We start from the raw sequence: 22253 nt of genomic DNA, 5'->3' as shown, positions 1-22253 counted from the left end.
GCGCGGACTCCTACGACGCCCACCACGTCCGGCAGGTCGGGAACCCGGAGATCCGGGCGGGCTGGACGGGCGTGTGGCGCCGGGCGCTGCCCGCGCCGCCCGCCAGGGTGCTCGACGTCGGCACCGGCACCGGGCACGTGGCGCTGATGCTCGCCGAGCTCGGCTACGACGTCACCGGCATCGACCTCGCCGACGGGCACGAGGTCCGGCCGCAGTTCCTGATCACCGGCCGGGTCGCGCACTGAGCCCGCCGGACGGGCATCGACGCCTCGACGCGCATCACGGAAGCTTCACGACCCGCACGTTCCACTCCGGACTGTCGGTGGGCACCGCTAGCTTGTGCGCGCGGTCCGAGGAAGTTCGGCAGAAGAGAGAGTGGAACGTGCGGCGTCTGGAGTTCATCGGCGGTGGCTCGGCGAAGTTCTGGGAGGGGGTGGTGCAGGGCAGCGACGTGGTCGTGTCCTGGGGACGGATGGGGACCGACGGGCAGACCAAGCGCAAGGAGTTCGGGTCGGCTGAGGACGCCGCGGCGTTCCTCGCAAAGCAGGTCGCCGACAAGGTCAAGAAGGGCTACGCCGACGCGGGCACGGCCCCCGCCCCGGTCGCCCCGGCGCCGGGCGCCACGGCCGCGGAGCCGGTGACGCCCTCGGTCGCGCAGCCGGCGGCGACCGTGCCGGACGAGGACACGTTCGACCCGCCCCCTGGGCTCGTCCGGATGGCGTTCGCCCGGCGGGACCAGGGCAAACCCCGTTCGCGTCCCGCACCGGAGGCCCGTGCGACGGCCGACGGGCTCGTGGCCAAGTACCGGCACCGGATCGACACCCTGCTCGGCGCGGCTGGCACCGACAAGCAGGTCGCCGCCGCCGCACGCGCCCACCTCGACGGCACCCCGGACCCGCTGGGCGCCGCGGCGGTGCTCGTCGTGGTCGGCACGAGCGCCTCCTACTACGCCCGGGACAAGATCGGCCGGTTCGGGCAGTACTGGCCCGCCGAGTACGGCCTGCGGTTCGCGGTCGAGGCGGCGATGCGGCTCACGACGCTCACCGTCGCGTCCCACGACAACGACAGGAACAGCGCCTGCCTGCGTCCCATGACCGACGGCGAGCGCCTGCCGTGGCGCTGGCCCGGCACGGAGGTGCTCGGGGAGATCCGCGCGGCGGTCGCGGCGGCTGACGACGACGAGTACGCGCGGGCCATCGCCACGATCGGCCGGTTCCGCACCGGCCGCGACACCCGGCTCGTCGCGGCGTTCCTCGCGCCGACCGAGACCGCGTGGGTGGACGAACTGCCCGCCGAGGCCGACCACCACGACCACATCACCGGCTGGCTGTACCTGTCTGCCGTGCACAGCGCCGACCAGCTCGACGTCGTGAAGTACGCCGACCACGGGTTCCAGCGGCAGACCAGGACGCTGCCGACGATCGTGCGCACGGTCGGCCCGGCCGCCGCGCCGATCCTCGTGCGGTGGTCCGAGAAAGCCGACAACGACCTGCGCAAACGCCTGCTCGCGGCGGTGGTCGCGATGCCGACCGACGACGCGTTCCGCGCGCTGCTCGAACACGCCGACCAGGCGCCGTACCTGGTGGCGCTGCGGGAGGCCACGCAGCGCTACCCGGTGCGCGCCACCCGGCTGCTGGCCCAGAGCGCCGCGGCGGGCGACCAGCCGGCCGTCGAGCTGCTGCGCGCCCACCTGCTGGCGCGCCACGAGCTGCTCACCGACGTCGTGCCGACCCTGCCCGACGCCGCACGGGACGCCGCGCTCGCCACCCAGGAGGGGGTCGTCCGGCTCCCCGACGCACCGGCCGAGCTGCTGCCACCGGTGCTGGCCAGGCCGCCGTGGACCCGCGAGCGCGCCGCCGCGCCCCGGGTCGTGCTGGCGGAGCTGTCCGTGCCCGCGCCGACCCGCGTCGAGTGGGCGGAGGAGGAACGGGAACAGAGCCTCGCGCTGCGGTCGCGGGTCGCGTTCGGCCGCCACGCCAGGACCGGCACGAACTGGGCGGACGAGCTGGAGCGGTACGCGCGCAACGACTGGGTGATGCGCTCGCTGGTGCTGCACGCCCCGGAGGAGCTGGCCCTGCCCGCGCTCAGGGCGTGGCAACCCGAGCGGACCCACAACGTCGAGCTGTGGGGTACCGCCCTGCTGGCCCGGTTCGACGCCGAAGCCGTCCCCTCGGTCATCTCGGCGGTGGCCACGAGCAACGGGCAGGACGACCTCAAGGCGCTCCTGCCCGTGCTGGACACCGAGGTGGCCACCATCATGGCGACGGCGCTGGCGCGGCGGCGGACGGCCCGGCCCGTGGTCAGGGCGTGGCTCCTGCGGCACCGCCTCGCGACGCTGCCCTACCTGCTGCCCGCCGCACTCGGCAAGGCGGGCAAGGCCCGCGACGCGGCGGAGACGGCACTGCGCGCACTCGCCGCGCACGAGGGCACCGACGCCGCCGTCGCCGAGACCACGCGGCTGGCAGGCGAGCAGGCAGGCGAGGGGGTGGCCCGCATCCTCGCGACCGACCCGCTCGAACTGCTGCCGAAGAAGCTGCCGGTGCCCGGCGCGTGGGCCGACCCGGCCGCGCTGCCGCAGATCCGCCTGCGCGACGAGGCGTTCGCGCTGTCGACGGCATCGACCGCGGACCTGCTGACCATGTTCGCGCTCGGCACGCCCGACGAGCCCTACGGCGGTGTCGCGCAGGTCGCCGAGGTGTGCGACCCGGCATCGCTCGCCGAGTTCGGGTGGGCGGTGTTCGAGGCGTGGCGCAAGGCGGGCACACCCGCCAGGGACGGCTGGGCACTCGCCGCGCTGGCCGGTGTCGGCGACGACGAGACCGTCCGGCGGCTCGCACCGATCATCCGCGCCTGGCCGGGCGAGGGCGGCCACGCCCGTGCCGTCACCGGCCTCGACGTGCTCGCCGAGATCGGCACCGACGTCGCGCTGATGCACCTCAACGGCATCGCGCAGAAGGTCAAGTTCTCCGGGCTCAAGCAGCGCGCCAAGGAGAAGATCGAGCTGGTGGCCGCCAAGCTCGGCCTGAGTGCCGAGCAGCTCGCCGACCGGCTGGTGCCCGACCTCGGGCTCGCCGCCGACGGCACGCTGGTCCTCGACTACGGCCCGCGCCGGTTCGTCGTCGGGTTCGACGAGGCGCTGCGGCCGACCGTGTCGGACGAGGACGGCACCCGCCGCAAGACGCTGCCCAAACCGGGCGCGAAGGACGACCAGGACCTCGCGGCCGCCGCCTACCAGCGGTTCACCGCGCTGAAGAAGGACGTCCGCACCCTCGCGGGCGACCAGATCATGCGGCTGGAGCGGGCCATGGTGTCCGGGCGGCGGTGGAGCCACGACGACTTCGCCACCTACTTCGCCGGGCACCCGCTGCTGTGGCACGTCGTGCGCAGACTGGTGTGGGGCGTCTACAGCACCGACGACAGGCCGGTCGGCTCGTTCCGGCTCGCCGAGGACCGCACACTCGCCGACGCCGACGACGAGGCGTACGTCCCGCCCGCGGGCACGACCGTGGGCGTCGCGCACCCGCTGCACCTCGGCACGGCGCTCGCCACCTGGGCCGAGGTGTTCGCCGACTACGAGATCCTGCAACCGTTCCCGCAGCTGGGCAGGCCGGTCCTGGCGCTGACCGACGAGGAGCGCACCGCCCTCACCCTCGCCAGGTTCGACAAGACCACCGTCAGCGTCGGCCGGGTCCTCGGCCTCACCAAACGCGGCTGGGAGCGGACCACGCCGCAGGACGGCGGGGTCGAGGCCGGTGTGGTCAAGCCGCTCACCGGCGGCTGGTTCGGGGTGCTCGAACTGGAGGAGGGCATCGTCGCGGGCGAGCCGACCATGCTCGGTGAGAACCAGCAGATCCGGCGCGTGTTCCTGTCCACGCACCACGACGGCTGGTGGGGCCAGGAGGACACCCCGTTCGGCACGCTCGACGCGGTGTCGGCGAGCGAGCTGCTGGCCGACCTGACCGAGCTGGTGAACGCCAAGTGACCGCGAAGCAGGATCTGCAGCGCCCGCCCGCCGAGGTCCGGTACGCCGACGAGCTGGCACGCCTGCGCGAGCAGGACACCGCGCCCCGGCCGCCGGGGTGGGCGCTGAGCCTCGACGCGGCCCGCCGGTTCGTGGTCGGCGACGCCAAGCTGGGGGTGCGCAACAAGTTCGTCGGCGATCCATCCCTTGTGGACCGTGCGCTGGTCACGCTCGCCACCAACCGCGGCCTGCTGCTGGTCGGCGACCCGGGCACGGCGAAGTCGCTGCTGTCCGAGCTGATCGCGACCGCGGTGAGCGGTGTGTCGACGCTGACCATCCAGGGCGGCGCGGCCACCACGGAGGACCAGATCCGCTACTCGTGGAACTACGCGATGCTCGTCGCGGAGGGCCCGTCGACGCGGTCGCTGGTGCCCGCGCCGCTGCTGCGCGGCATGTCCGAGGGCAAGGTGGTGCGGTTCGAGGAGATCACCCGCTGCCCGCTGGAGGTGCAGGACTCGCTGCTCTCGCCGCTGTCCGACCGGGTGCTGGCGATCCCGGAGCTGACCGGGCCGGACGCGATGGTGTTCGCCACCGACGGGTTCAACGTGATCGCCACCGCAAACACCCGCGACCGGGGTGTCAACGAGATGAGCGCGGCGCTCAAACGCCGGTTCAACTTCGAGACCGTGTTCCCGATCCCCGACCTGGACACCGAACTGGCGCTGGTGGAGACGGAGGCCGCGGAGCTGCTGCACCGCTCCGGGGTGCCGGTCGCGCAGCGCCGCGACGTGCTGGAGGTGCTGGTCACCACCTTCCGCGAGCTGCGCGCCGGTACCGGGCGCGGCGGCGCGGAGCGGCTGTCCACCGTGCTCAGCACCGCGGAGGCGGTGTCGGTCGCGCACGCGGTCGGGCTGCGTGGCTGGTACCTGCGTGGCGAGCCGGGGTCGGCGGCGGACATCGTCGAGTGCCTGGCCGGGACGGCCGCGAAGGACAGTCCCGACGACCTCGCGAAGCTGCGCCGCTACCTGGAGCACGACGTCGCCCGGCGCCGCGGCACGCCTGCGTGGGACGAACTGCACGGCGCGCGGCTCCGGCTCCCCGGCTGATGGTCGCTCCCGTACACGTCGTCGGGGTCCGCCACCACAGCCCGGCGTGCGCGCGGCTGGTGCGCGAGACGATCGCCGCGCACCGGCCCGCGCACGTGCTGGTCGAGGGCCCGGCCGACTTCTCCGGCCGGATCGGTGAGCTGCTGCTCGGGCACACCCCGCCGGTGGCGATCTTCAGCTACGTGCGCGACGACCGCCGCACCCGGCTGTCGTGGGCGCCGTTCTGCGACTACTCCCCCGAGTGGATCGCGCTCACCGAAGGGCACGCGGCCGGCGCCGAGGTGCGGTTCATCGACCTGCCGGGCTGGCGCACGGCCGACACCGAGAACGTCTACGCCGACGCGGAACACCGCTACGCCGACGCGTCGGAGCGGCTGTGCCGCGCGTTCGCGGTGGACAACGTCGACGTGCTGTGGGACCACCTGGTCGAGGCGCACCCGCACGACGGGCTGGCACAGCGGCTCACCACGTACTTCGACCTGGTGCGCGGCGAGGCGGACGCGGGACCGGAGGACACCGCGCGCGAGGAGTACATGGCGCGCTGGGTCGCGGCGGCGGCCGCGCGGGACGACGGCCCGGTCGTCGCGGTGGTCGGCGGCTTCCACCGCCCGGCGCTGCTCGCCAGGCTCGCCGCCGCGACCGAGACCACCACGGAGTGGCCCGCGGTGCCCGCCGTGCCGGCGGGCACCGAGACGGGCAGCTACCTGGTGCCGTACTCGAACCGCAGGCTCGACGCGTTCACCGGCTACGCCTCCGGCATGCCCTCCCCCGGCTACTACCAGCGGCTGTGGGAGTCCGGGCCGAAGGCGGCGGCGACCGGGCTGGTCGCCGACGTGGTGACCAGGCTGCGGAAGCGCCGTCAGACGGTGTCCACCGCCGACCTGATCTCGGCACGGGCACTCGGTGCGGGCCTCGCCGCGCTGCGCGGGCACCCGCACCCGGCCCGCACCGACGTGCTGGACGGGCTGGTGAGCGCGCTCGTGTCGGACGCGCTGGAGCAGCCGCTGCCGTGGACGGCACGCGGCCCGCTCACCGCGGGCACGCACCCGGTCGTGGTGGAGATGGTCGCCGCGCTCACCGGCGACCGCGCCGGCCGCCTGCACCCGGCCACCCCGGCGCCGCCGCTGGTCGCCGCGGTGGGCGCGGAGCTGACCGCACTCGACCTCGACGGCGACCGGGACGTCCGGCTCGACCTCACCGAGGCAGGCGACCTGCGGCGCAGCCGCTTCCTGCACCGCCTGCGGGTGCTCGGCCTTCCCGGTGTGGAACGGAGGTCCGGCCCGTCCACGGGCCGGGACGCGACCGCGGCGGAACGCTGGCGGCTCACCCCGTCCGACCACCGCGAGGCCGCGCTGATCGAGGCGGCCGCGCGCGGCGGCACCCTGCCGGACGCGGCCGCGGCCACGCTCGCCGGCCTGGCGGGCGGCAGGGACGAGGTGGGCGCGCTCGCCGCCCTGCTGTACGACGCGGCACTGTGCGGTCTCGCCGACCTCGCGGGCGACCTGACCACGCGGGTCGCCGCCGGGGTGCGGTCGGCGCGGGAGCTCGGCCCGCTCGGCGCCGCGCTGCGGGTCGCGCTCGGGCTGTGGCGCCACGACCGGCTGCTCGGCACCGCGGGCAGCGCGTTGCTCGGCACGGTGGTCACCACCGCGACCAGACGGGCGTTGTGGCTGGCAGAGGGCGTCCGTGGCGGCGACACCCCGGCGGAACCGGCCCGGCTGCGCGCGCTCGCGGCGGTCCGGGACGCGGTCCGCGACAGCGGCGCCGTGCTCGACCTGGACAAGGAGACGGCGGTCGGCGTCGGCGGACGGCTGTTCGCGAACCAGGACGTGCCGCCGGACATGCGTGGTGCCGGGCTCGGCCTGTGCTGGGCGCTGGGCGAACCGGTGGCCGCGGGCGACGCGGTGCCCCGCTCCCCGGCCGTGCTCGGTGACTGGCTCGCCGGGCTGTTCGCGGTGGCGCGGGAGGAGGTGCTCGACGACGGCGGGCTCACCTCGGTGCTCGACGGCCTCGTGAGCGCGTTGTCGGCGCACGACTTCCTGGTGGCGCTGCCCGCGCTGCGGCAGGCGTTCGAGTTCTTCCCGCCCGCAGAACGGGAACGGTTCGCGACCGCGCTGGTGGCGCGCCGCGGCGGCGCGGGGTCCGGGCGGGCGCTGCTGCGGGCGCGGGTGGACCCGGTGCTGGTGGCGGGCGGTGCGGCCATCGAGGAGGCGATCGACGAGATGCTCACGCGGGCGGGGTTGGCGGACCTGTGAACGAGGGACCGATGGGCGACCTGGAACGCTGGCGGCTGGTGCTCGGCGCACCGGCGGCGGGCATGACCGGGCTCGACGGCGACGCGGCGGCCATGGACGCGGCGCTGGCGTGGCTGTACGGCCGCGACCAGGAACTGGCCGAGCGCGGGGTGCGCGGTGCGGGCAACGAGGACTCGGCGGTCACGCCCGTCGACTGGCTCGACGACGTGCACCGCCTGTTCCCGAAGGAGACCGTCGAACGGCTGGAACGCGACGCGGTCGAGCGCTACGAAGTCCACGAGATCGTCACCGACCCGGAGGTGCTCGCGCGGGTCGAGCCGAACCCGGCGCTGCTGCGGGCGGTGCTGCGCACCAAGCACCTGATGAACCCCGACGTGCTGGCGCTGGCGCGGCGGATCGTCGCCGAGGTGGTCCGCGAGCTGATGGCGCGGCTCGCGACCGAGGTGCGGCGCGGGCTGACCGGCACCCGGCTGCGCAGGCCGAGCAACTTCCGGCAGGCACGCGACTTCGACTTCCGCGGCACGGTGCGCGCCAACCTCGCGCACTACCAGCCGGAACAGAAGCGGCTGCTGATCGAGCGGCCCCGGTTCACCGCGCGCGGGCGGCGGCACACCCAGCCGTGGCAGCTGGTGCTGCTGGTCGACCAGTCCGGGTCGATGGTGGACTCGGTGATCCACTCCGCGGTGACCGCCGCCTGCCTGTGGGGCGTGCCGGGGCTGCGCACGCACCTCGTCGCGTTCGACACGAACGTCGTCGACCTGACCTCCGACGTCACCGACCCGGTGGAGCTGCTGATGCGGGTGCGCCTCGGCGGCGGCACCGACATCGCGCGGGCCGTCCGCTACGGCGCGGACCTGGTGGACGCGCCCCGGCGGGCGATCGTCGCGATCGTGTCCGACTTCTACGAGGGCGGCGAGGCGGGTTCCCTGGTGCGCACCGTGGCCGCGCTGGTCGGGCAGGGCACGCACGTGCTGTGCCTCGCCGCGCTGGACGAGGCCGCGAACCCCGACTACGACCGGGAGCTCGGGGGCCGGCTCGCCGACGTCGGCGCGCACGTCGGCGCGATGACACCGGGGCACCTCGCCGAGTTCGTCGCGGAGAGGATCGGCCGGTGAGGGCGGACCTGCTCGCGCTGAGCACCGACGCGCTCGCCGGTCTCGCGAACCGGGGCCTGGTCAAACGCGCGGCCCGCGACCTCGATGGCGTCCCGCCGGTCACGGCCGCCACCGACGGCACGGTCGAGGCGAGCTTCGCCGACGGCGCGCGGGTGGTGCTGCCGCCCGGCCACGGCCTGGACACGGCGAGCTGCACGTGCGGGGCGCCCGGCATCTGCAGGCACCGCATCGGCGCCGTGCTCGCCTACCAGCGTGACCACGCGCGGGCAGCGGAACCGGCGACACCGGAGGTCCCGGCAGGCTGGCCGGGTTCGGTGACCGACGAGGACCTGACCGCCCTGTTCGGCGCCCGCACGCTGACCGCGGCGAGGCGCGCGGTGAGCGGTGGGCTCACCGCACGGGTGCGCAGGCAGGCGATGACCGTGGAGACGCCGGCGGCGACGGTGCGTTTCCTGGTGCCCGGCGAGCTGGGTTTCGTCGACTGCGACGCCCGCGCGGAGTCGCGGGACGCGCTGGTCGTCATCGCCGTGTGGGCGTTCCGCCGTGCCGACGCGCAGCAGCCCGCCGACACCGACGTGACCGTCGACCTCGCCGGTGACGCCGACCGGCAGCCGGTTCCGGCCGCGCTGGCCGGGGTGGCGGCCGCGGCCGGTGAGCTGCTGCGCACCGGGGTCACAGCGGTCGACGAGGTGCTGGTCGCGGCGCTGCGCAGAGAGCACGTGGCGTGCGAGCGGGCGAATCTGCGCTGGCCCGCGGCGGCGCTGGCGGAGCTGGTCGGCCAGCTGAGGGCCTACGGCACGCGGTCCGCCCAGCACGACCCGGTGCGGGTCGCGGAGCTGGTCGCGGAACTGCACGCCCGCCGGCACGCGGCGGCGCGGGCGCCGTCGCGGGTGCTCGGCACCGACGAGCCCGCGCAGACGCCGCTGCGGCAGGTGCGCCTGGTGGCGCTGGGTTGCCGGGTCGGCCGCGAGACCGGCGAGGAGGACGGCGAGGAGGACGTGGACACCGCCGAGGTGTTCCTCGCCCACCCCGGAACGGAGACGGTGCTGGCGGTCCGGCACCGCTGGCCCGCAGGCACTGGCGCGATCGCGTCCCGCAGGCTCGCGGGCACGACGCTCGCGTCGTTCGCCGCGGGCAACGTGGTCAGCGAGGCCGCGGTGCGCAGCGCGGGCCGGGTGGTGCGGTTCGGTGCGGGCAGGCTGGCCCGCACGACGGTCAGCCCGGTCGGCGAGTCGTGGGCGGAACTGCCGCGTGCGCTGCGCCCGTCGGTCACCGAGGCGCTGACGCAGCTGACCGGTCTGCCACCGAGGGTGGTGCGGCCGAGGGTCGCGGCCGAGCTGGTCCGGGTGGTGCCGGTGGCACAGGTGCGGCAGGTGCGTTACCTGGCAGGCGCGCAACGTCTTGACGCCGTCGTCGCGGACGCGGACGGTGCGGTGGCGACGGTCAGCCTCGCCCACCGCGCTGTCGCGCCCGGCGCCATCGACGCGCTGGCCGCGGCACTGGCAGGCGACCCGGTCGAGGTGAGCGGCGCGATCCGCCGGGCCCGCGGCGGCCTGGTCATCGAGCCCTACGCCGTGCGGACCGCCGACGGCGTGGTCGTACCCGACCTGGCCACCGCGGCCGGTGCCGTGCCACCGGCCGCCGACCGCGCGGCGGCCGACCCGCTGGCCACCGCGATCGACAACGCACTGACCCTCCTCGCCGAGGCGGCCCACCGCGGCCTGACCCGGCTGCCTCCCACCTTCCCGGCCAGGGCCACCCCGGTCGCCGACGCGCTGGCCCGCACCGGCCTGACCCGCTGCGCCGACGCCGTGCGGACCTGGTCTGGCACCCCAGCCGACCCGGTCACGTGGTTGCGTGCGGAGATCCGCCTGCTCACGGCCGCGGAACTCCACTGAGCCGGACTCGCCGGGCCGCCACTCATCCGGCGGCCCGGCGTGCCGGTCACAGTTCGACGAGCTCGACCGACACGCTCGCCACATCGCCCGGCTCCAGCCCCTCCGCCGTGCGGACGGCGCGTTTCACCGGCAGCACGTAACACCCGCTTCCGCTGCCGGGGAAGACCGACGTGGTCCAGACGCTGCCACCGAGCACGACCCGCACCCGCACCGAACCGAAACCCCTGCCCTGCCCGCCGGCCACTTCGCGGATGTCCTCGGACGCGTCGGCGGGCAGCCGCACGAAGGTCCACGTGCCGGCACGCCGCGCGTCCCACACCCACAGCTCGGCGTCGAAATCGATGACCACGGGCCGAGCATCGCACGGACCACCGACAGCACCCGTCCTCGTCACGCCCTCCCGGCCAGCAAACTTTCCGACTTGGAAAGTTTGCAATCTCGGAAAGTTTGGCTACGGTGGGCGGCATGAACGACGGTGGGTTGCGCGAACGCAAGAAGCGCGCGACACGGCTCGCCCTGAGCCAGGCGACCATCCGGCTCGCCTTCGAGCGCGGTCTGGACAACGTCGCGGTGGAGGACATCGCCGCGGAGGCGAACGTCTCGGAACGGACCTTCCGCAACTACTTCGCCAGCAAGGCGGAGGCTGTCGTGGCCACGCACGTGGAGCGTGGGAAGCGGACGGCGGAGGCGCTGCGCGAACGCCCCGCCGACGAACCGCTCTGGGACGCGCTCACCGGCGCGATCGCCGGGCAGTTCGAACCACCGCCGGATGCGCCGGCCCCGCCGCGGATCGACCGGTACACCACGGCTCTGCAGAAACTGCTCGCCGAGCCCGCTGTCCAGTACGAGGTGTTCCGCGCCCACGCCATGGCGCAGGACGAGCTGACCGCCGCCATCGCCGACCGCACGGGCACCGCGGCAGGCGACCTGTACCCACAGGTCGTCGCCGCGGTGGCCAACGCGGGACTCGGGACGGCGATGGCGCACTGGACGCGGGACCCCGCCCAGTCGCTCGTTGCGCTGCTGCGCGAGGTCTTCGACCAGATCCGCGCCGGGTTGCCCGACCCGCGCTGATCACCGCACCGGACAACCGAGCCCGCTCGCCGGGCCGTTGCGCCATGCCCGAAACCCCCTGGAACGCAAGGAGAAACAACGTGGACGTGGACGTCGTCATCGTCGGCGGTGGCCCCAACGGGTTGATGCTCGCGTGCGAGCTCGCCCTCGGCGGTGTCCGGCCGGTCGTGCTGGAACGGCTCACCGAACCGAGTGCGGAGCCGAGGTCGAACGGTCTCGTCGGGCAGGTCGTCCGCATGGTCGACCGCCGGGGGCTGTTCGAGCGGCTCAGCGGCAGCCCCGGTCCCCCGCGCCCCAACAACGCCTACTTCATGTTCGCCGCGATGCCGCTCAACCTCGGCCTCCTCGCGGACAGCCCCATCCACAACCTCCCGGTGCCCGAGCTGAAGACCGTGCGGGTGCTGGAAGAACGCGCGTCGGAGCTCGGCGCCGACATCCGCAGGGGGCACGTGCTCACCGGCCTGGTCCAGGACGACGACGGCGTCACCCTCACCGTCGACGGCCCCGGCGGGACCCACGAGCTGCGCGCCGGGTACGTCGTCGGCGCGGACAGCGCGCACAGCACCGTCCGCAAGGCCGCGGGCATCGGCTTCCCCGGTGTCACCCACGACCGGACCACCAGCCGCACCGCCAACGCCACCGTGCCCTCGGCGTGGCTCGACCCCGCGACCGGTGCGCTGAACGTGCCCGGGCACGGCCCGCTCCTGCCGTTCCTCCCCGTCCGCACCGACCGCGGCGGGTTCACCTACGCACCGCTTCCCGGGCAGCCGCCGCTGATCGCCACGGTCGAGTGGGACCAGGAGGAGACCGGCGAGCCCATGACGCTCGACGAGCTGCGCGCCAGCGTCAACCGTGTGCTGGGCGCCGACGTCCCGCTGGGCCCGCCACCCGGCGCCGGCCCGCACGTGCTGCGCAGGCTCGACGGCGGCAACACCAGGGTCGCGCAGCGGTACCGGGAGGGCCGCGTGTTCCTCGTCGGCGACGCCGCGCACGTGTTCGCCGCCGGTGGCACCGGGCTCAACCTCGGCATGCAGGACGCGGTCAACCTGGGCTGGAAGCTGGCGGCCGCGGTCAACGGCGGCACCGACGTCCTCGACACCTACGAGGCCGAGCGCCGTCCCGCCGCCGACCGGACCATCACCTACTCCCAGGCGCAGGCCGCGTTGCTGGCCCCCGGCGACGACGTCACCGGCCTGCGCACGCTGTTCGGGGAGCTGCTCACACAGCCGGACGTCGTGCGGGTCCTCGCCGGACTCGTCGCCGGAGCCGACGTCCGCTACCCGGTCGGCGAGGGCGCCCACCCGCTCGCGGGCCTGCTCGCACCCGACCTCGACCTGCGGACACCGGAGGGCACGGTCCGCCTCGCCGAACTGGTCAGGAAGGCGCGGCCGCTGCTGCTCGACCTCACCGAGCACGGCGGCCTGCGCGCCGAGGGCGTCGAGGTCGTCCGCGCCACGGCCGACACCGACGTCACCGCCATGCTGATCCGCCCGGACTCCTACGTGGCGTGGGCGTCGGCTGACGCGCACCCCGACCAGGAGACGCTGCGGGCCGCCGCCGCCCAGTGGTTCGGGGTCCCGGTCGGCGCGTGAGGACCGGGCCACGCGTTCGGCACCCCCGGTCGTGCCGGTACCGGCGAGGAACATTCCGGGACCGGTGTCCTCTGTGGAACCGATCCGGGCCGCCCGCCCTCCAACACGCACCAGATCGACTTTCCAGGAGGGGGCAGGCCGTGGACGTTCCTTACGACCACATCGAGGACTTCGCCGACAGCGCGGACAGTGACGACGAGCTGACCGTCGACATCGGCGGCGAGGAGTACACCGTCGAGGAGAACGTGGACTTCGACGACGACGGGGCGAACGACACCGCGGTCGTGGCGACGGAGGACGGCGGCGCGATCGCCTTCGCGGACACCGACGGCGACGGGGTGGCCGACGTGGCGGTCGAGTACGACGCGGACGGCGAGGTGGTCACCGGCGCCGAGTACGACGAGACCACCGGCGAGTGGCACGAGGAGGACGTCGAGGCGCTGCCGACCCCGAGCGGTGACGGCGCGGACGGTGCCACCGGTGGCACCGAAACGACCGGCACCACCGACCCCACCGGCGCACCGGAGGACCCGTCGAGCACCGGTTACGAGGCCGGCGAGGACGACATGACCGTCGACGTGCCTGGCGAGGACGTCAACGCGGGCCCGGCCACCTACGACACCGACCGCGACGGCGAGAACGACACGGCCGTCGTGAACGGCGAGGACGGCACCACCTACGTCTTCACCGACACCGACGGTGACGGGGAGGCCGACGAGGCCGCCGTGATCACCCAGGAGGGCGACGTCACGATCGCCTCCCACACCGGTGACGACGAGTGGACCGTCGTGGACGAGGGCCACCTCAACCCCGACGGCACCTACGAGTCCGACGAGCACCAGCCCGCGGGCGCCCCCAGCTGACGAGCCCTGCCTGCCTGACCACGGGTCCGGCCGTGCCCTCAGGCAGGCAGGCCGAAGGTGCCACTTGGCGGTGTCGGTGAGCGCGTCGCGGTCTGGTCCGTCGTCGGCGGGGCGCCGCCGGTGAAGCGGGTCAGCGCCGCGCCGTGTTCGACACGGCCGGGGAACGCGTCGCCCGCGATCCGGCGGGTCAGGTCGGACACGGGCAGCTCCGCGTGCGAGGCGGCCAGGATGAAGTTCCCGAAGCGCCGTCCCCGCAACACCGTCGGCTCGGCGAGCACACAGGCGTGCGGAAACACCGCCAGCACGGTCGCCACCTGCGCTCTGGCGAACGTGAGCGACCCGCCGTCGGCGATGTTGGCCGCGTACACCCCCGACGGGCGCAACGCGCGGGACACCAGCGACACGAACTCCACCGACGTCAGGTGGGCCGGTGTGCGGGCGCCCGCGAACACGTCGGTGACGACGAGGTCGAACGAACCCGCCGTGGCCTTCGCCAGCACGGCCCGCGCGTCGCCGTGCCGGATCCGCAGGCGCCACGCGCGGTCCAGCGGCAGCCGGGTGCGCACCAGGTCGATCAGCGCCGCGTCGATCTCGACCACCTGCTGGGTGGACCGGGGGCGGGTGGCGGCGATGTAACGCGGCAGCGTGCACCCGCCGCCGCCCAGGTGCAGGACCCGCAGCGGGGCGGCGGGCGGCGCGACCAGGTCGGTCACGTGGGCGAGACGTTGCACGTACTCGAACTCGAGACGGGTCGGGTCCTCGATGTCGACGTGGGACTGCGGCGTGCCGTTGAGGCACAACGTCCACGCGTCCGGCACGTCCAGGTCCGGCACCAGCTCCGCGACGCCCGAGTCGACCTCCACGGTCACGGTCTCGTCGGCCCTGCGGATACGTCCCACCCACACAACCTAGTGCCCCGCCCACAACCAGTGCCGTGAAAGGCGCGTTCAGGGCGCTGAGCGCCGTGAACGTGCCATTGACGGCATCGCGAATGCCGTCAACGCGCCTTGCGCACAGAATCGATCATCCAGCCCGCATCACAGTCGGTTGACCCGGCGGGGTGAACACCTGTTTACTCGGGTGGTGAACAGTGGTTCACCGTCCAGGACGGCTCATTCCGGTCGGCTCATGATCGTGCTCTGCGGGTGCGGCGTCACCGTGTCCCTCATGCACACCCTGGTGGCACCGCTGCTGCCCGAGATCTCGCACACGATGCGCCTGTCCCAGGACGCGGCGTCGTGGCTGCTCACCGTGACCATGCTGGCGGGCGCGGTGTGCGCGCCGGTGTGCGGACGGCTCGGCGACATGCTGGGCAAGCGCCGGATGCTGGCCATCGCGCTGGCGATCATGTCGGCCGGCTCGCTGCTCGGCGCGCTCAGCTGGTCGTTCGAGTCGCTGCTCGCCGCCCGCATGCTGCAGGGTGCCGCGTTCGGCGTGCTGCCGCTGGGCATCAGCATCCTCAAGGACGAGCTGCCCGCGCACCGCGTCATGGCGGGGACCGCGACGATGAGCTCCACCCTCGGCGTCGGTGGCGCGATCGGCATGCCGCTGGCCGGGGTGATCGCTCAGGTCATGGACTGGCACGCCGTGTTCTGGGCGGCGACGGTGGTGTCGGTGCTGGTGTTCGCACTGGTGGTGCTCTTCGTGCCGGAGTCACCGGTGCGCTCCGGTGGCCGGTTCGACGTGGTCGGCGCGCTCGGTCTGGCCGCCGGCCTGGTCGGTCTGCTGCTGGCGGTGTCCCGGGGCGGCACGTGGGGCTGGGGCAGTCCGGCGGTCATCGGGCTGTTCGCCGGGTCCGCCGTGGTGCTGACCCTGTGGGCGGCACACCAGTTGCGGGTGCGGCAACCGCTCGTGGACCTGCGGACCTCCGCGCGGCCGGTGGTGCTGCTGACGAACACGGCGACCACGCTCGTCGGCGTCGGCATGTTCGCGAGCTTCATGCTGACGCCGCTGGTTCTGCAGGCGTCGACGGCGACCGGGTACGGCTTCGGCGCGTCCGTGATGGTCGCCGGGCTGTGCATGGTGCCGATGGGGCTGGGGATGCTGGTCTTCTCACCACTGTCGGCGAAGCTGTCGGCGCGCCGGGGCGCGCACGTGACGCTGCTGGCCGGCACGCTCGTGATGCTCGTCGGCAACGTCGCGCAGGCGCTGCTGCCGGGGAACGTCGCGCTGCTGATGGCCGTGCTGATGGTGCTGTCGATCGGGACCGCGCTCTGCTTCTCCGCGATGCCCACGCTGATCATGGCGTGGGTGCCCGCCACCGAGACGGCGTCGGCGAACAGCCTGAACTCGCTGCTGCGCACGATCGGCACCAGCACGTGCGCGGCCATCGGTGGCACGTTCCTCGCCGCGTACCCGCTCGTCGTCGATGGTGCCGTGGTGCCGTCGGCGACCGGGTTCCGGGTGACGTTCTGGATGGCGGCCGCCGCGAGCCTCGGTGCCGCCTGCCTCGCGCTGGCGGTGACGGCGGTGATCCGGCGCAGCGCACGCACCACCGCGGCGGAGACGGAAGGGAGCGGCACCGCCGCCGCCCCCGCCGGCATGCTGGCTCAGTAAGCTCCCGCCATGGGCACGGCACAGCAGCCCGCCCCGGACCCGGACGCCGCGGGCGGCACCCGGCAGGCGATCCTGCGGGCCGCGCGCAAGCGCTTCACGCACCGCGCTTTCGCGGAGGTCGGGCTGCGCGAGATCGCCCAGGACAGCGGCGTCAGCGCGGCACTGATCGTGAAGTACTTCGGCAGCAAGGAAAACCTGTTCGCGCAGGCCGTCTCGTTCGAGGCGGAGGCGACGGCCCTGCTGGACTGCGACCTCGACCACCTCGGCGGGCACCTCGTCGCCACGCTGCTCGACCTGCACGACCGCGCCAGCTCCGACCCGTTCCTCCGTGCCGTGATGGCCGCGTTCCGCCCGAACGGCGCCCACTTCTCCGGCACGTTCCAGCAGCACTTCGCCGAACCGCTGGCGGCCCGCCTCTCCGGTGCCGACGTGCCGCTGCGCACCGCCATGATCTGCGCGCAGCTCGCGGGCCTTGGCGCGGTCCGGCTCGCCGTGAAGCTCCCCGGGGTCACGACGCTCACCCACGAGCAGACCGTGGCGGCCTTCGGCCCCGTGCTGCAGGACCTCGTCACCCCGCCCCACCACTGACCGTGCCTTTCCTTGGCGGGGCGCCTCGGTCAGACGTTGCGCAGTACGCGCTGGTAGGCGTTCGCCGTCTGGTCGGCGATGAAGTTCCACGAGTACCGGGTCGCCGCGCGGTCCCTGCCTGCCGCGCCCTGCTGTTCTCGGGTGATCCGCCCGCTCAGCATCCTGCGCAGCGCGGCAGCGAGTTCCCGTGGCCGCCTCGGGGCCACCTGCAGGCCGGTCACGCCGTGCACGACGGTGTCGGCGAGCCCGCCCACCCCGTTCGCGACCACGGCCACCCCGCAGGCCATCGCCTCCACCGCGGCGATGCCGAACGACGCGACCCACGGGGTGCACACCACCAGGTCCGCCGACCGCAGCAGCGCGGGCAGGCTGTCGTGCGGGACCCCGCCCGCGAGCACCAGGCGCTCCGCCACGCCAAGGCTGCGGGCGTAGGCACGCAGCTCGGTGGCGTGTTTGCCGTGCGCGGGCCCGCCGACGACCACCAGTTCGGTGTCGCGCAGCGCGACCAGCGCGGCGACCGACGTGCCGAACCCGGAGCCGGGTTCGAGCGGGCCGAGCGTGACGATGCGGTGCGCCGCCGTCCTGGGCTCGGTGCGGTCGCCGTCGGGGGTGAAGTGGTCGACGTCCAGCCCGAAGGGCACCACCGACACCTTCTCGCGTGGCAGGCCGCCGCGGAGCAGCCTGCGCCGCTGATCGTTGTAGGGCACCACGACGTGGTCCGCGGACAGCGCGGTCTCGTCGGCATCCTCCGGCCCCTCGCCGACGCCGTACACGACGGGGACGCCGACCCGCGCCGCCGCCTCGACGGCCGCCGCGCCTGCGAACGGCGAACAGGCGTGGACGACGTCGGGCGGCTCGGCGCGCCACCGGTCGGCGAGCGCGCCGGCGAACCGCGTCACCGCGCGCTTCGACCGGGTGGCGCTGCGGCCGCCGGGCATGTCGACCAGGCGGAATCCGCGCTCGCCCTGACTGGGGCGGCCGTCCTGCCGCACGTGCAGTGCCACATCGTGTCCCGAGGCGGACAACGCCCCGGCCAGGGCGGGCAGTGGCGATGTGGTCTCGGAGGGGCCTGCGACGTCGGCGACCATGGCGATACGCAACGGAACACCTCACGGAGCGTCGAGCCGAACACACGCGCTCGGCTCAGGAGCGGGTAGTATCCGCGCCGACTGTTTGACGCTGGGCACGCTTACCCCGTTTGGCGGTTGCTCAAACGTCCTCCGGCTCCCCGTCGAGCCGCGTGGCGCCGACCGGGTGCTCCACGAGCGCGAGGACCCTGGCCGCCATGAACCGCGCCGTGCGCACCGGGACGCCGGTGCGGGTGACCTCCACGACCTCGACCACACCGCGGCCGGTGCTGATCTCCACCCGCCGCCCGGCCCTGGTCGCCACGACCTCGTAGGTGCGGGTCGTGTCCCCCGCGTCGACCACGATCTCGACCCGGTCACCCTTCATACCCGCCATCCTATCGCACATCTGTTCGACACGCTAATGTCCTATGTGGACGTTCAGTGGGGAGGCATCGAGTGGACCGTCCCCGGCGGGAGTAGCGTCGATGGCGCAGTCGAACAGATGGAGCCGCACCTTGCAGGACGATGACTGGAGCCAGGACAAGGCGGAGTTCGTCGCCGAGCCGTCGGACGCGCCACACCCGCTTTCCGCTCCCCCCGACCACAGCCCGCTCGCCGCCCAGTTCGCGACGCTGACCGGGACGCTGCTGCGCACCGAGACGGTGGCGGGTGCGCTGGACCTCGTGGTGCGCGCCACCCACGCGGTCATCCCGGACGCCGACCTGGTCAGCATCTCCCTGTTCGCCACGGACCGGCGGCTGCACACCCCGCTGGGGACCGACCCGGTCGGCGTCGAGCTCGACGAGCTGCAGAACATCCACAACGAGGGCCCGTGCCTGGACGCCGCGCGCAAGGACGGCGTCGCGTACACCCACAGCGGTGACCTCGCGACCTCATCCGACTGGCCGGTTTTCGGCCCGGCCGCCGCGGACCTCGGTTTCCTCTCCGTCCTCTCGACCGCTCTGGTGGCCGACGCCCAGCCGCCACGCCTGTCGGGTGCCATGAACATCTACGCCCGCAAGCCCGGCAGGCTCGGCGACGAGATGACCCGCGACCACGCCCTGCTGCTCGCCACCCACGCCTCGCTCGCCCTCGCGCACACCGAGGCGGTACGGCTGGCCGAGCTGCGCGAGGCTCAGCTGCTCAAGGCGCTCGAAACCCGCGACGTCATCGGGCAGGCCAAGGGCATCCTGATGAACCGGCGCGGCATCACCGCCGACGAGGCGTTCGACCTGTTGCGCCGCACCTCCCAGGACCTGAACATCAAGCTCGCCGAACTCGCGCACACGCTCGCCACCAGGCACACCGAGCTCGACCTGCCGGAGCGCTGACCCGGCGGGCGCGCGGGCGGTCAGCTCGCGAGCACCTGGGGCGACAGGGCCTTGAGCATCGCGTTGGTCCACTTCAACTGGCGCAGCGTCTGCGGGTGACACCGCTGCGCGAGTTCGAGGAGGCCGGTGTCCTTGACGGCCTGCGCGCCCTGCGCGACGAGCTCCCAGTCCAGGGACACCCCCGCGGCCTTGCGGTGCAGCCTGCGCAGGTCGGCCAGCAACAGCACCCCGGGCGCGGCGAACCGGCCCGTCATGTCGCTGATCTTCGCGCGCACCGCGCCGCGCAACCCCTGGCCGGGCAGGTCGGTGTCGAGGTTCAGGTCGTAGGCGCGTGCCGCCTCCGCGATGCCGGCGAGGTGCTCGCCGGACCACCGGACGAGGTCGCGGGCGACGTGGTGGATCTCGTGCTCGACGTGGTGGCGGTCGGCGACGACGAGCAGGTCGCGGGCAAGGGACTTCTCCGAGCGGTGCAGTTCACGCAACGCCAGTCCGATCTTCACGTGGTGGCTCCCCCCGTGTCCGGCACGCGGCTCACGGCGGCCGCGGCGGTCTTGAACAACGGCTGCTTGGACACCGGGTCCCAGTCGGTCATGGTCAGCTCGTTCGCGGCGCGGTCCGCCTTGTCGCCGCCGTCCTCGACGTCCCAGTAGCCGTAGTGGAACGGCAGGAACAGCACGCCGTCGCGGATGTCGCCGACCCGCACCCGCGCCCGGACGGTGCCGCGCGGGGTGGTGACCTCGGCGAGGTCACCGTCGTGGAGGCCTGCCGCACCGGCGTCCGCCTCGGACATCTGGACCCACACTTCCGGAGCGGCGGCGCGCAGCTGTGGCGCGCGGCCGGTCTTCGTGCGGGTGTGGAAGTGGTAGATGGTGCGGCCGGTGATCAACGCGAACGGGAACTCGTCGCCGGGGGTCTCGTGTGGTGGCAGGTATTCGGCGGCCTTGATGAGCGCCTTGCCCTCGGGGTTGGTCGCGCGGTACTCGGCTGGTTCGGCCGGTGCGCCGGTGACGAGGTCGCGGCCGTAGCTCTCGCAGTAGTCCGGGTCGGCGAAGAACCTGCCGTCGGCGTAGAGCCGTTCGGTGCCCTCCGGGTTGTCCTCGTTGCACGGCCACTGCACACCGCCCCTCGCGCGGAGCAGCTCGTAGCTCAGCCCGGTGTAGTCGCAGGGGCGGCCCGCGGAGGCCTTCTTCCACGCCTCGAACGCGGACTCGGGGTCGTGCCACGGCGGGAACGGCGCGCCGTCGGCGTCGCGGAAGTCCATGCGCCGTGCGTAGTCGAGGAGGATGTCGAGGTCGGGGCGTGCGTCGCCGGGCGGGTCGACCGCCTTCTCCGACAGGTGCACCGTGCGGTCGGTGTTGGTGAACGTGCCGGTCTTCTCACCCCACACGGCCGCGGGCAGCACGACGTCGGCGAGCGCGGCGGTCTCGGTGAGGAAAGCGTCCTGCACCACCAGGAACAGGCGGTCCTGCCGGAGGACCGAACGGATGCGGGACAGCTCGGGCAGCGAGACGGCCGGGTTGGTGGCCGTCACCCACAGGAACCGCAGCGTGCCGTTCTCCGCGTACCGCAGCATCTGCATGAGGTGGGTCGGCGGGGCGTAGTGCGGGATCTGGTTCACCTCGACGTTCCAGATCCGGGCGAGCTCGGCGACGTGCGCGTCGTTGGCCCAGTTGCGGAAACCGGTCAGGTCCCCGTCCGCGCCGCACTCGCGGGTGTTCTCCGCGGTGGGCTGGCCGTTCATCTGCAGCACCCCACAGCCGGGCCTGCCCAGCATGCCGCGCACCAGCACGACGTTGTTCACCTGCACGGCCGCCGCCGTCGCCTGGTGGGACTGGTAGAAGCCCTGGAGCACCGTGCACAGGAGGCGCTCCGCGCGGCCGAGCAGCTCGGCGGCCTCGCGGATCTTCTCCGCCGGCACCCCACAGATCGAGGCGACCCGGTCCGGCGGGTAGTCGGCGACCATCTTCTCCAGGTCCGCGAACCCGACCGTGGCGCGGTCGACGAAGTCGTGGTCGACCCAGTCGTTGGCGAGGATCTCGTGCAGCAGGCCGTTCATCACGGCGAGGTTGGTGCCCGGCAGCGGCGCGAGGTGGACGGTGGCGGCCTTCGCGACCTCGGTCGTCCTCGGGTCGACGCACAGGAGCGCGGGCGGGTTGGGGCCCGCGAGCCGGTCCAGCATCCGCTCCCACAGCACGGACTGCGTCTCGGCCACGTTGTGGCCGAACAACGCGAACGCGTCCGCGTGGTCGACGTCGGTGTACGAGCCGGGCTGCCCGTCGCACGCGAAGGACGTCTTCAGCGCCGCGGCCGCGGTCGCGGTGCACAGTCGGGTGTTGCCGTCGAGGTGGTGGGTGCCGAGCCCGCCGCGGGCGATGGCGGCGAGCGTGTAGTACTCCTCGGCGAACAACTGGCCGCTGGTGTAGAAACCGAGCGCACTTGGCCCCTGGTCGGCGAGCAACTGCTTGCTGTGGTCGGCGATGCGTGCCATCGCCTCATCCCAGGTGGACGGTTGAAGGACGCCGTCGCGCCGGACCAACGGTGTCCTCAGCCGGTCCTCTGCGTTGTTGGCCTGCCAGCCGTACAGGTCCTTGACGTCGACGCGGCCGTGGTTGACGCGGTCGTCCGCGCGGCCGCGCACGCCTGCGATCCTCCCGTCCTTGACCGCGATCTCCATGCCGTCGCCGTTGGAGTGCAGCACGGCCGCGGTCGGCACCCACCGGTCGACGTCGCCCTCCGCCAGCCCGTCGGCGAGGTGCGTGTCGACCCGCACCGGCCACCGCTCACCGGGACCGTACGGGGTGCGCGCACCCCACGGATCGGTGATCGGGTTCCGCTCTGCCATGT

At 73.7% G+C, this 22253-nt stretch carries 18 protein-coding genes; 12 read left to right on the top strand and 6 right to left on the bottom strand.

What is annotated here, in order from left to right; genetic code table 11:
• Positions 1 to 71: 71 nt before the first annotated feature.
• The 6 genes from ACFPCV_RS26980 (at position 72) to ACFPCV_RS26955 (ending at position 10335) form a co-directional block, all read left to right on the top strand.
• Positions 72 to 245, top strand: a complete 174-nt coding sequence (locus ACFPCV_RS26980) for a class I SAM-dependent methyltransferase (RefSeq protein ID WP_378059142.1) — start codon at positions 72 to 74, stop codon at positions 243 to 245.
• 137 nt (positions 246 to 382) lie between these two features.
• Positions 383 to 3982 carry a DUF4132 domain-containing protein gene (locus tag ACFPCV_RS26975; RefSeq protein ID WP_378059141.1) on the top strand — a complete coding sequence of 1200 codons (3600 nt, stop codon included), beginning with the start codon at positions 383 to 385 and terminating at the stop codon, positions 3980 to 3982.
• A complete protein-coding gene (locus ACFPCV_RS26970) occupies positions 3979 to 5067 on the top strand; it encodes an ATP-binding protein (RefSeq protein ID WP_378059140.1) in 1089 nt (362 codons plus the stop codon). Before ACFPCV_RS26975 ends, ACFPCV_RS26970 begins: the two co-directional genes overlap by 4 nt.
• On the top strand, positions 5067 to 7322 hold the full coding sequence (locus ACFPCV_RS26965) for a DUF5682 family protein (protein WP_378059139.1): 2256 nt from the start codon (positions 5067 to 5069) through the stop codon (positions 7320 to 7322). The genes ACFPCV_RS26970 and ACFPCV_RS26965 overlap by 1 nt, the downstream gene beginning before the upstream one ends.
• A gap of 11 nt (positions 7323 to 7333) precedes the next feature.
• Complete coding sequence (locus ACFPCV_RS26960) at positions 7334 to 8437, top strand: VWA domain-containing protein (RefSeq protein ID WP_378059138.1); 1104 nt, start codon at positions 7334 to 7336, stop codon at positions 8435 to 8437.
• Positions 8434 to 10335, top strand: coding sequence for an SWIM zinc finger family protein (locus tag ACFPCV_RS26955; RefSeq protein WP_378059137.1), 1902 nt, complete (start codon positions 8434 to 8436; stop codon positions 10333 to 10335). The genes ACFPCV_RS26960 and ACFPCV_RS26955 overlap by 4 nt, the downstream gene beginning before the upstream one ends.
• Before the next feature lie 46 nt (positions 10336 to 10381).
• On the opposite strand, the gene ACFPCV_RS26950 is transcribed toward ACFPCV_RS26955, so the two are convergent.
• On the bottom strand, positions 10382 to 10684 hold the full coding sequence (locus ACFPCV_RS26950) for a DUF1905 domain-containing protein (RefSeq protein WP_378059136.1): 303 nt from the start codon (positions 10682 to 10684) through the stop codon (positions 10382 to 10384).
• A gap of 116 nt (positions 10685 to 10800) precedes the next feature.
• Between ACFPCV_RS26950 and ACFPCV_RS26945 the strand changes: the two genes are divergently transcribed.
• From ACFPCV_RS26945 to ACFPCV_RS26935, 3 genes are all read left to right on the top strand, one after another.
• A complete protein-coding gene (locus tag ACFPCV_RS26945; RefSeq protein WP_378059135.1) occupies positions 10801 to 11409 on the top strand; it encodes a TetR/AcrR family transcriptional regulator in 609 nt (202 codons plus the stop codon).
• Between the two features lie 80 nt (positions 11410 to 11489).
• A complete protein-coding gene (locus ACFPCV_RS26940; RefSeq protein WP_378059134.1) occupies positions 11490 to 13001 on the top strand; it encodes an FAD-dependent monooxygenase in 1512 nt (503 codons plus the stop codon).
• A 140-nt stretch (positions 13002 to 13141) separates the two neighbouring features.
• Positions 13142 to 13864, top strand: coding sequence for a DUF6802 family protein (locus tag ACFPCV_RS26935; RefSeq protein ID WP_378059133.1), 723 nt, complete (start codon positions 13142 to 13144; stop codon positions 13862 to 13864).
• A 38-nt stretch (positions 13865 to 13902) separates the two neighbouring features.
• On the opposite strand, the gene ACFPCV_RS26930 is transcribed toward ACFPCV_RS26935, so the two are convergent.
• Complete coding sequence (locus ACFPCV_RS26930; protein WP_378059132.1) at positions 13903 to 14763, bottom strand: spermidine synthase; 861 nt, start codon at positions 14761 to 14763, stop codon at positions 13903 to 13905.
• 229 nt (positions 14764 to 14992) lie between these two features.
• Here ACFPCV_RS26930 and ACFPCV_RS26925 point away from each other — a divergent pair, with 229 nt between their 5' ends.
• Entirely contained in the window at positions 14993 to 16420 is a 1428-nt protein-coding gene (locus tag ACFPCV_RS26925; protein WP_378059131.1) for an MFS transporter, read from the top strand.
• Between the two features lie 9 nt (positions 16421 to 16429).
• Positions 16430 to 17008, top strand: coding sequence for a TetR/AcrR family transcriptional regulator (locus ACFPCV_RS26920; protein WP_378059130.1), 579 nt, complete (start codon positions 16430 to 16432; stop codon positions 17006 to 17008).
• Between the two features lie 29 nt (positions 17009 to 17037).
• On the opposite strand, the gene ACFPCV_RS26915 is transcribed toward ACFPCV_RS26920, so the two are convergent.
• Together ACFPCV_RS26915 and ACFPCV_RS26910 are read right to left on the bottom strand one after the other, a co-directional pair.
• Positions 17038 to 18108 carry a glycosyltransferase gene (locus ACFPCV_RS26915; RefSeq protein ID WP_378059129.1) on the bottom strand — a complete coding sequence of 357 codons (1071 nt, stop codon included), beginning with the start codon at positions 18106 to 18108 and terminating at the stop codon, positions 17038 to 17040.
• A gap of 109 nt (positions 18109 to 18217) precedes the next feature.
• Positions 18218 to 18463 (bottom strand): hypothetical protein, encoded by a 246-nt coding sequence (locus tag ACFPCV_RS26910; RefSeq protein WP_378059128.1) that lies wholly within the window; start codon positions 18461 to 18463, stop codon positions 18218 to 18220.
• A gap of 100 nt (positions 18464 to 18563) precedes the next feature.
• Between ACFPCV_RS26910 and ACFPCV_RS26905 the strand changes: the two genes are divergently transcribed.
• Positions 18564 to 19409: an ANTAR domain-containing response regulator gene (locus ACFPCV_RS26905; protein ID WP_378059127.1), complete on the top strand. Its 846-nt coding sequence runs from the start codon at positions 18564 to 18566 to the stop codon at positions 19407 to 19409.
• A gap of 20 nt (positions 19410 to 19429) precedes the next feature.
• On the opposite strand, the gene ACFPCV_RS26900 is transcribed toward ACFPCV_RS26905, so the two are convergent.
• Both ACFPCV_RS26900 and ACFPCV_RS26895 read right to left on the bottom strand, forming a co-directional pair.
• Positions 19430 to 19909 (bottom strand): hypothetical protein, encoded by a 480-nt coding sequence (locus tag ACFPCV_RS26900; protein WP_378059126.1) that lies wholly within the window; start codon positions 19907 to 19909, stop codon positions 19430 to 19432.
• Entirely contained in the window at positions 19906 to 22251 is a 2346-nt protein-coding gene (locus ACFPCV_RS26895) for a molybdopterin oxidoreductase family protein (RefSeq protein WP_378059125.1), read from the bottom strand. The genes ACFPCV_RS26900 and ACFPCV_RS26895 overlap by 4 nt, the downstream gene beginning before the upstream one ends.
• Between the last annotated feature and the right edge of the window lie 2 nt (positions 22252 to 22253).

Source organism: Actinophytocola glycyrrhizae, from assembly GCF_042653545.1.
GTDB classification, from domain to species: Bacteria; Actinomycetota; Actinomycetes; order Mycobacteriales; family Pseudonocardiaceae; genus Actinophytocola; species Actinophytocola glycyrrhizae.
This window is presented reverse-complemented; position numbering and strand designations above follow the sequence as displayed.

What these genes read in the sequence shown, in the direction of transcription:
- ACFPCV_RS26965 (WP_378059139.1), top strand. Translation starts at nt 5,067, where the DNA reads ATGGTCGCTCCCGTACACGTCGTCGGGGTCCGCCACCACAGCCCGGCG.
- ACFPCV_RS26960 (WP_378059138.1), top strand. Translation starts at nt 7,334, where the DNA reads ATGGGCGACCTGGAACGCTGGCGGCTGGTGCTCGGCGCACCGGCGGCG.
- ACFPCV_RS26945 (WP_378059135.1), top strand. Translation starts at nt 10,801, where the DNA reads ATGAACGACGGTGGGTTGCGCGAACGCAAGAAGCGCGCGACACGGCTC.
- ACFPCV_RS26925 (WP_378059131.1), top strand. Translation starts at nt 14,993, where the DNA reads ATGATCGTGCTCTGCGGGTGCGGCGTCACCGTGTCCCTCATGCACACC.
- ACFPCV_RS26920 (WP_378059130.1), top strand. Translation starts at nt 16,430, where the DNA reads ATGGGCACGGCACAGCAGCCCGCCCCGGACCCGGACGCCGCGGGCGGC.
- ACFPCV_RS26910 (WP_378059128.1), bottom strand. Translation starts at nt 18,463, where the DNA reads ATGAAGGGTGACCGGGTCGAGATCGTGGTCGACGCGGGGGACACGACC.
- ACFPCV_RS26905 (WP_378059127.1), top strand. Translation starts at nt 18,564, where the DNA reads ATGGCGCAGTCGAACAGATGGAGCCGCACCTTGCAGGACGATGACTGG.
- ACFPCV_RS26895 (WP_378059125.1), bottom strand. Translation starts at nt 22,251, where the DNA reads ATGGCAGAGCGGAACCCGATCACCGATCCGTGGGGTGCGCGCACCCCG.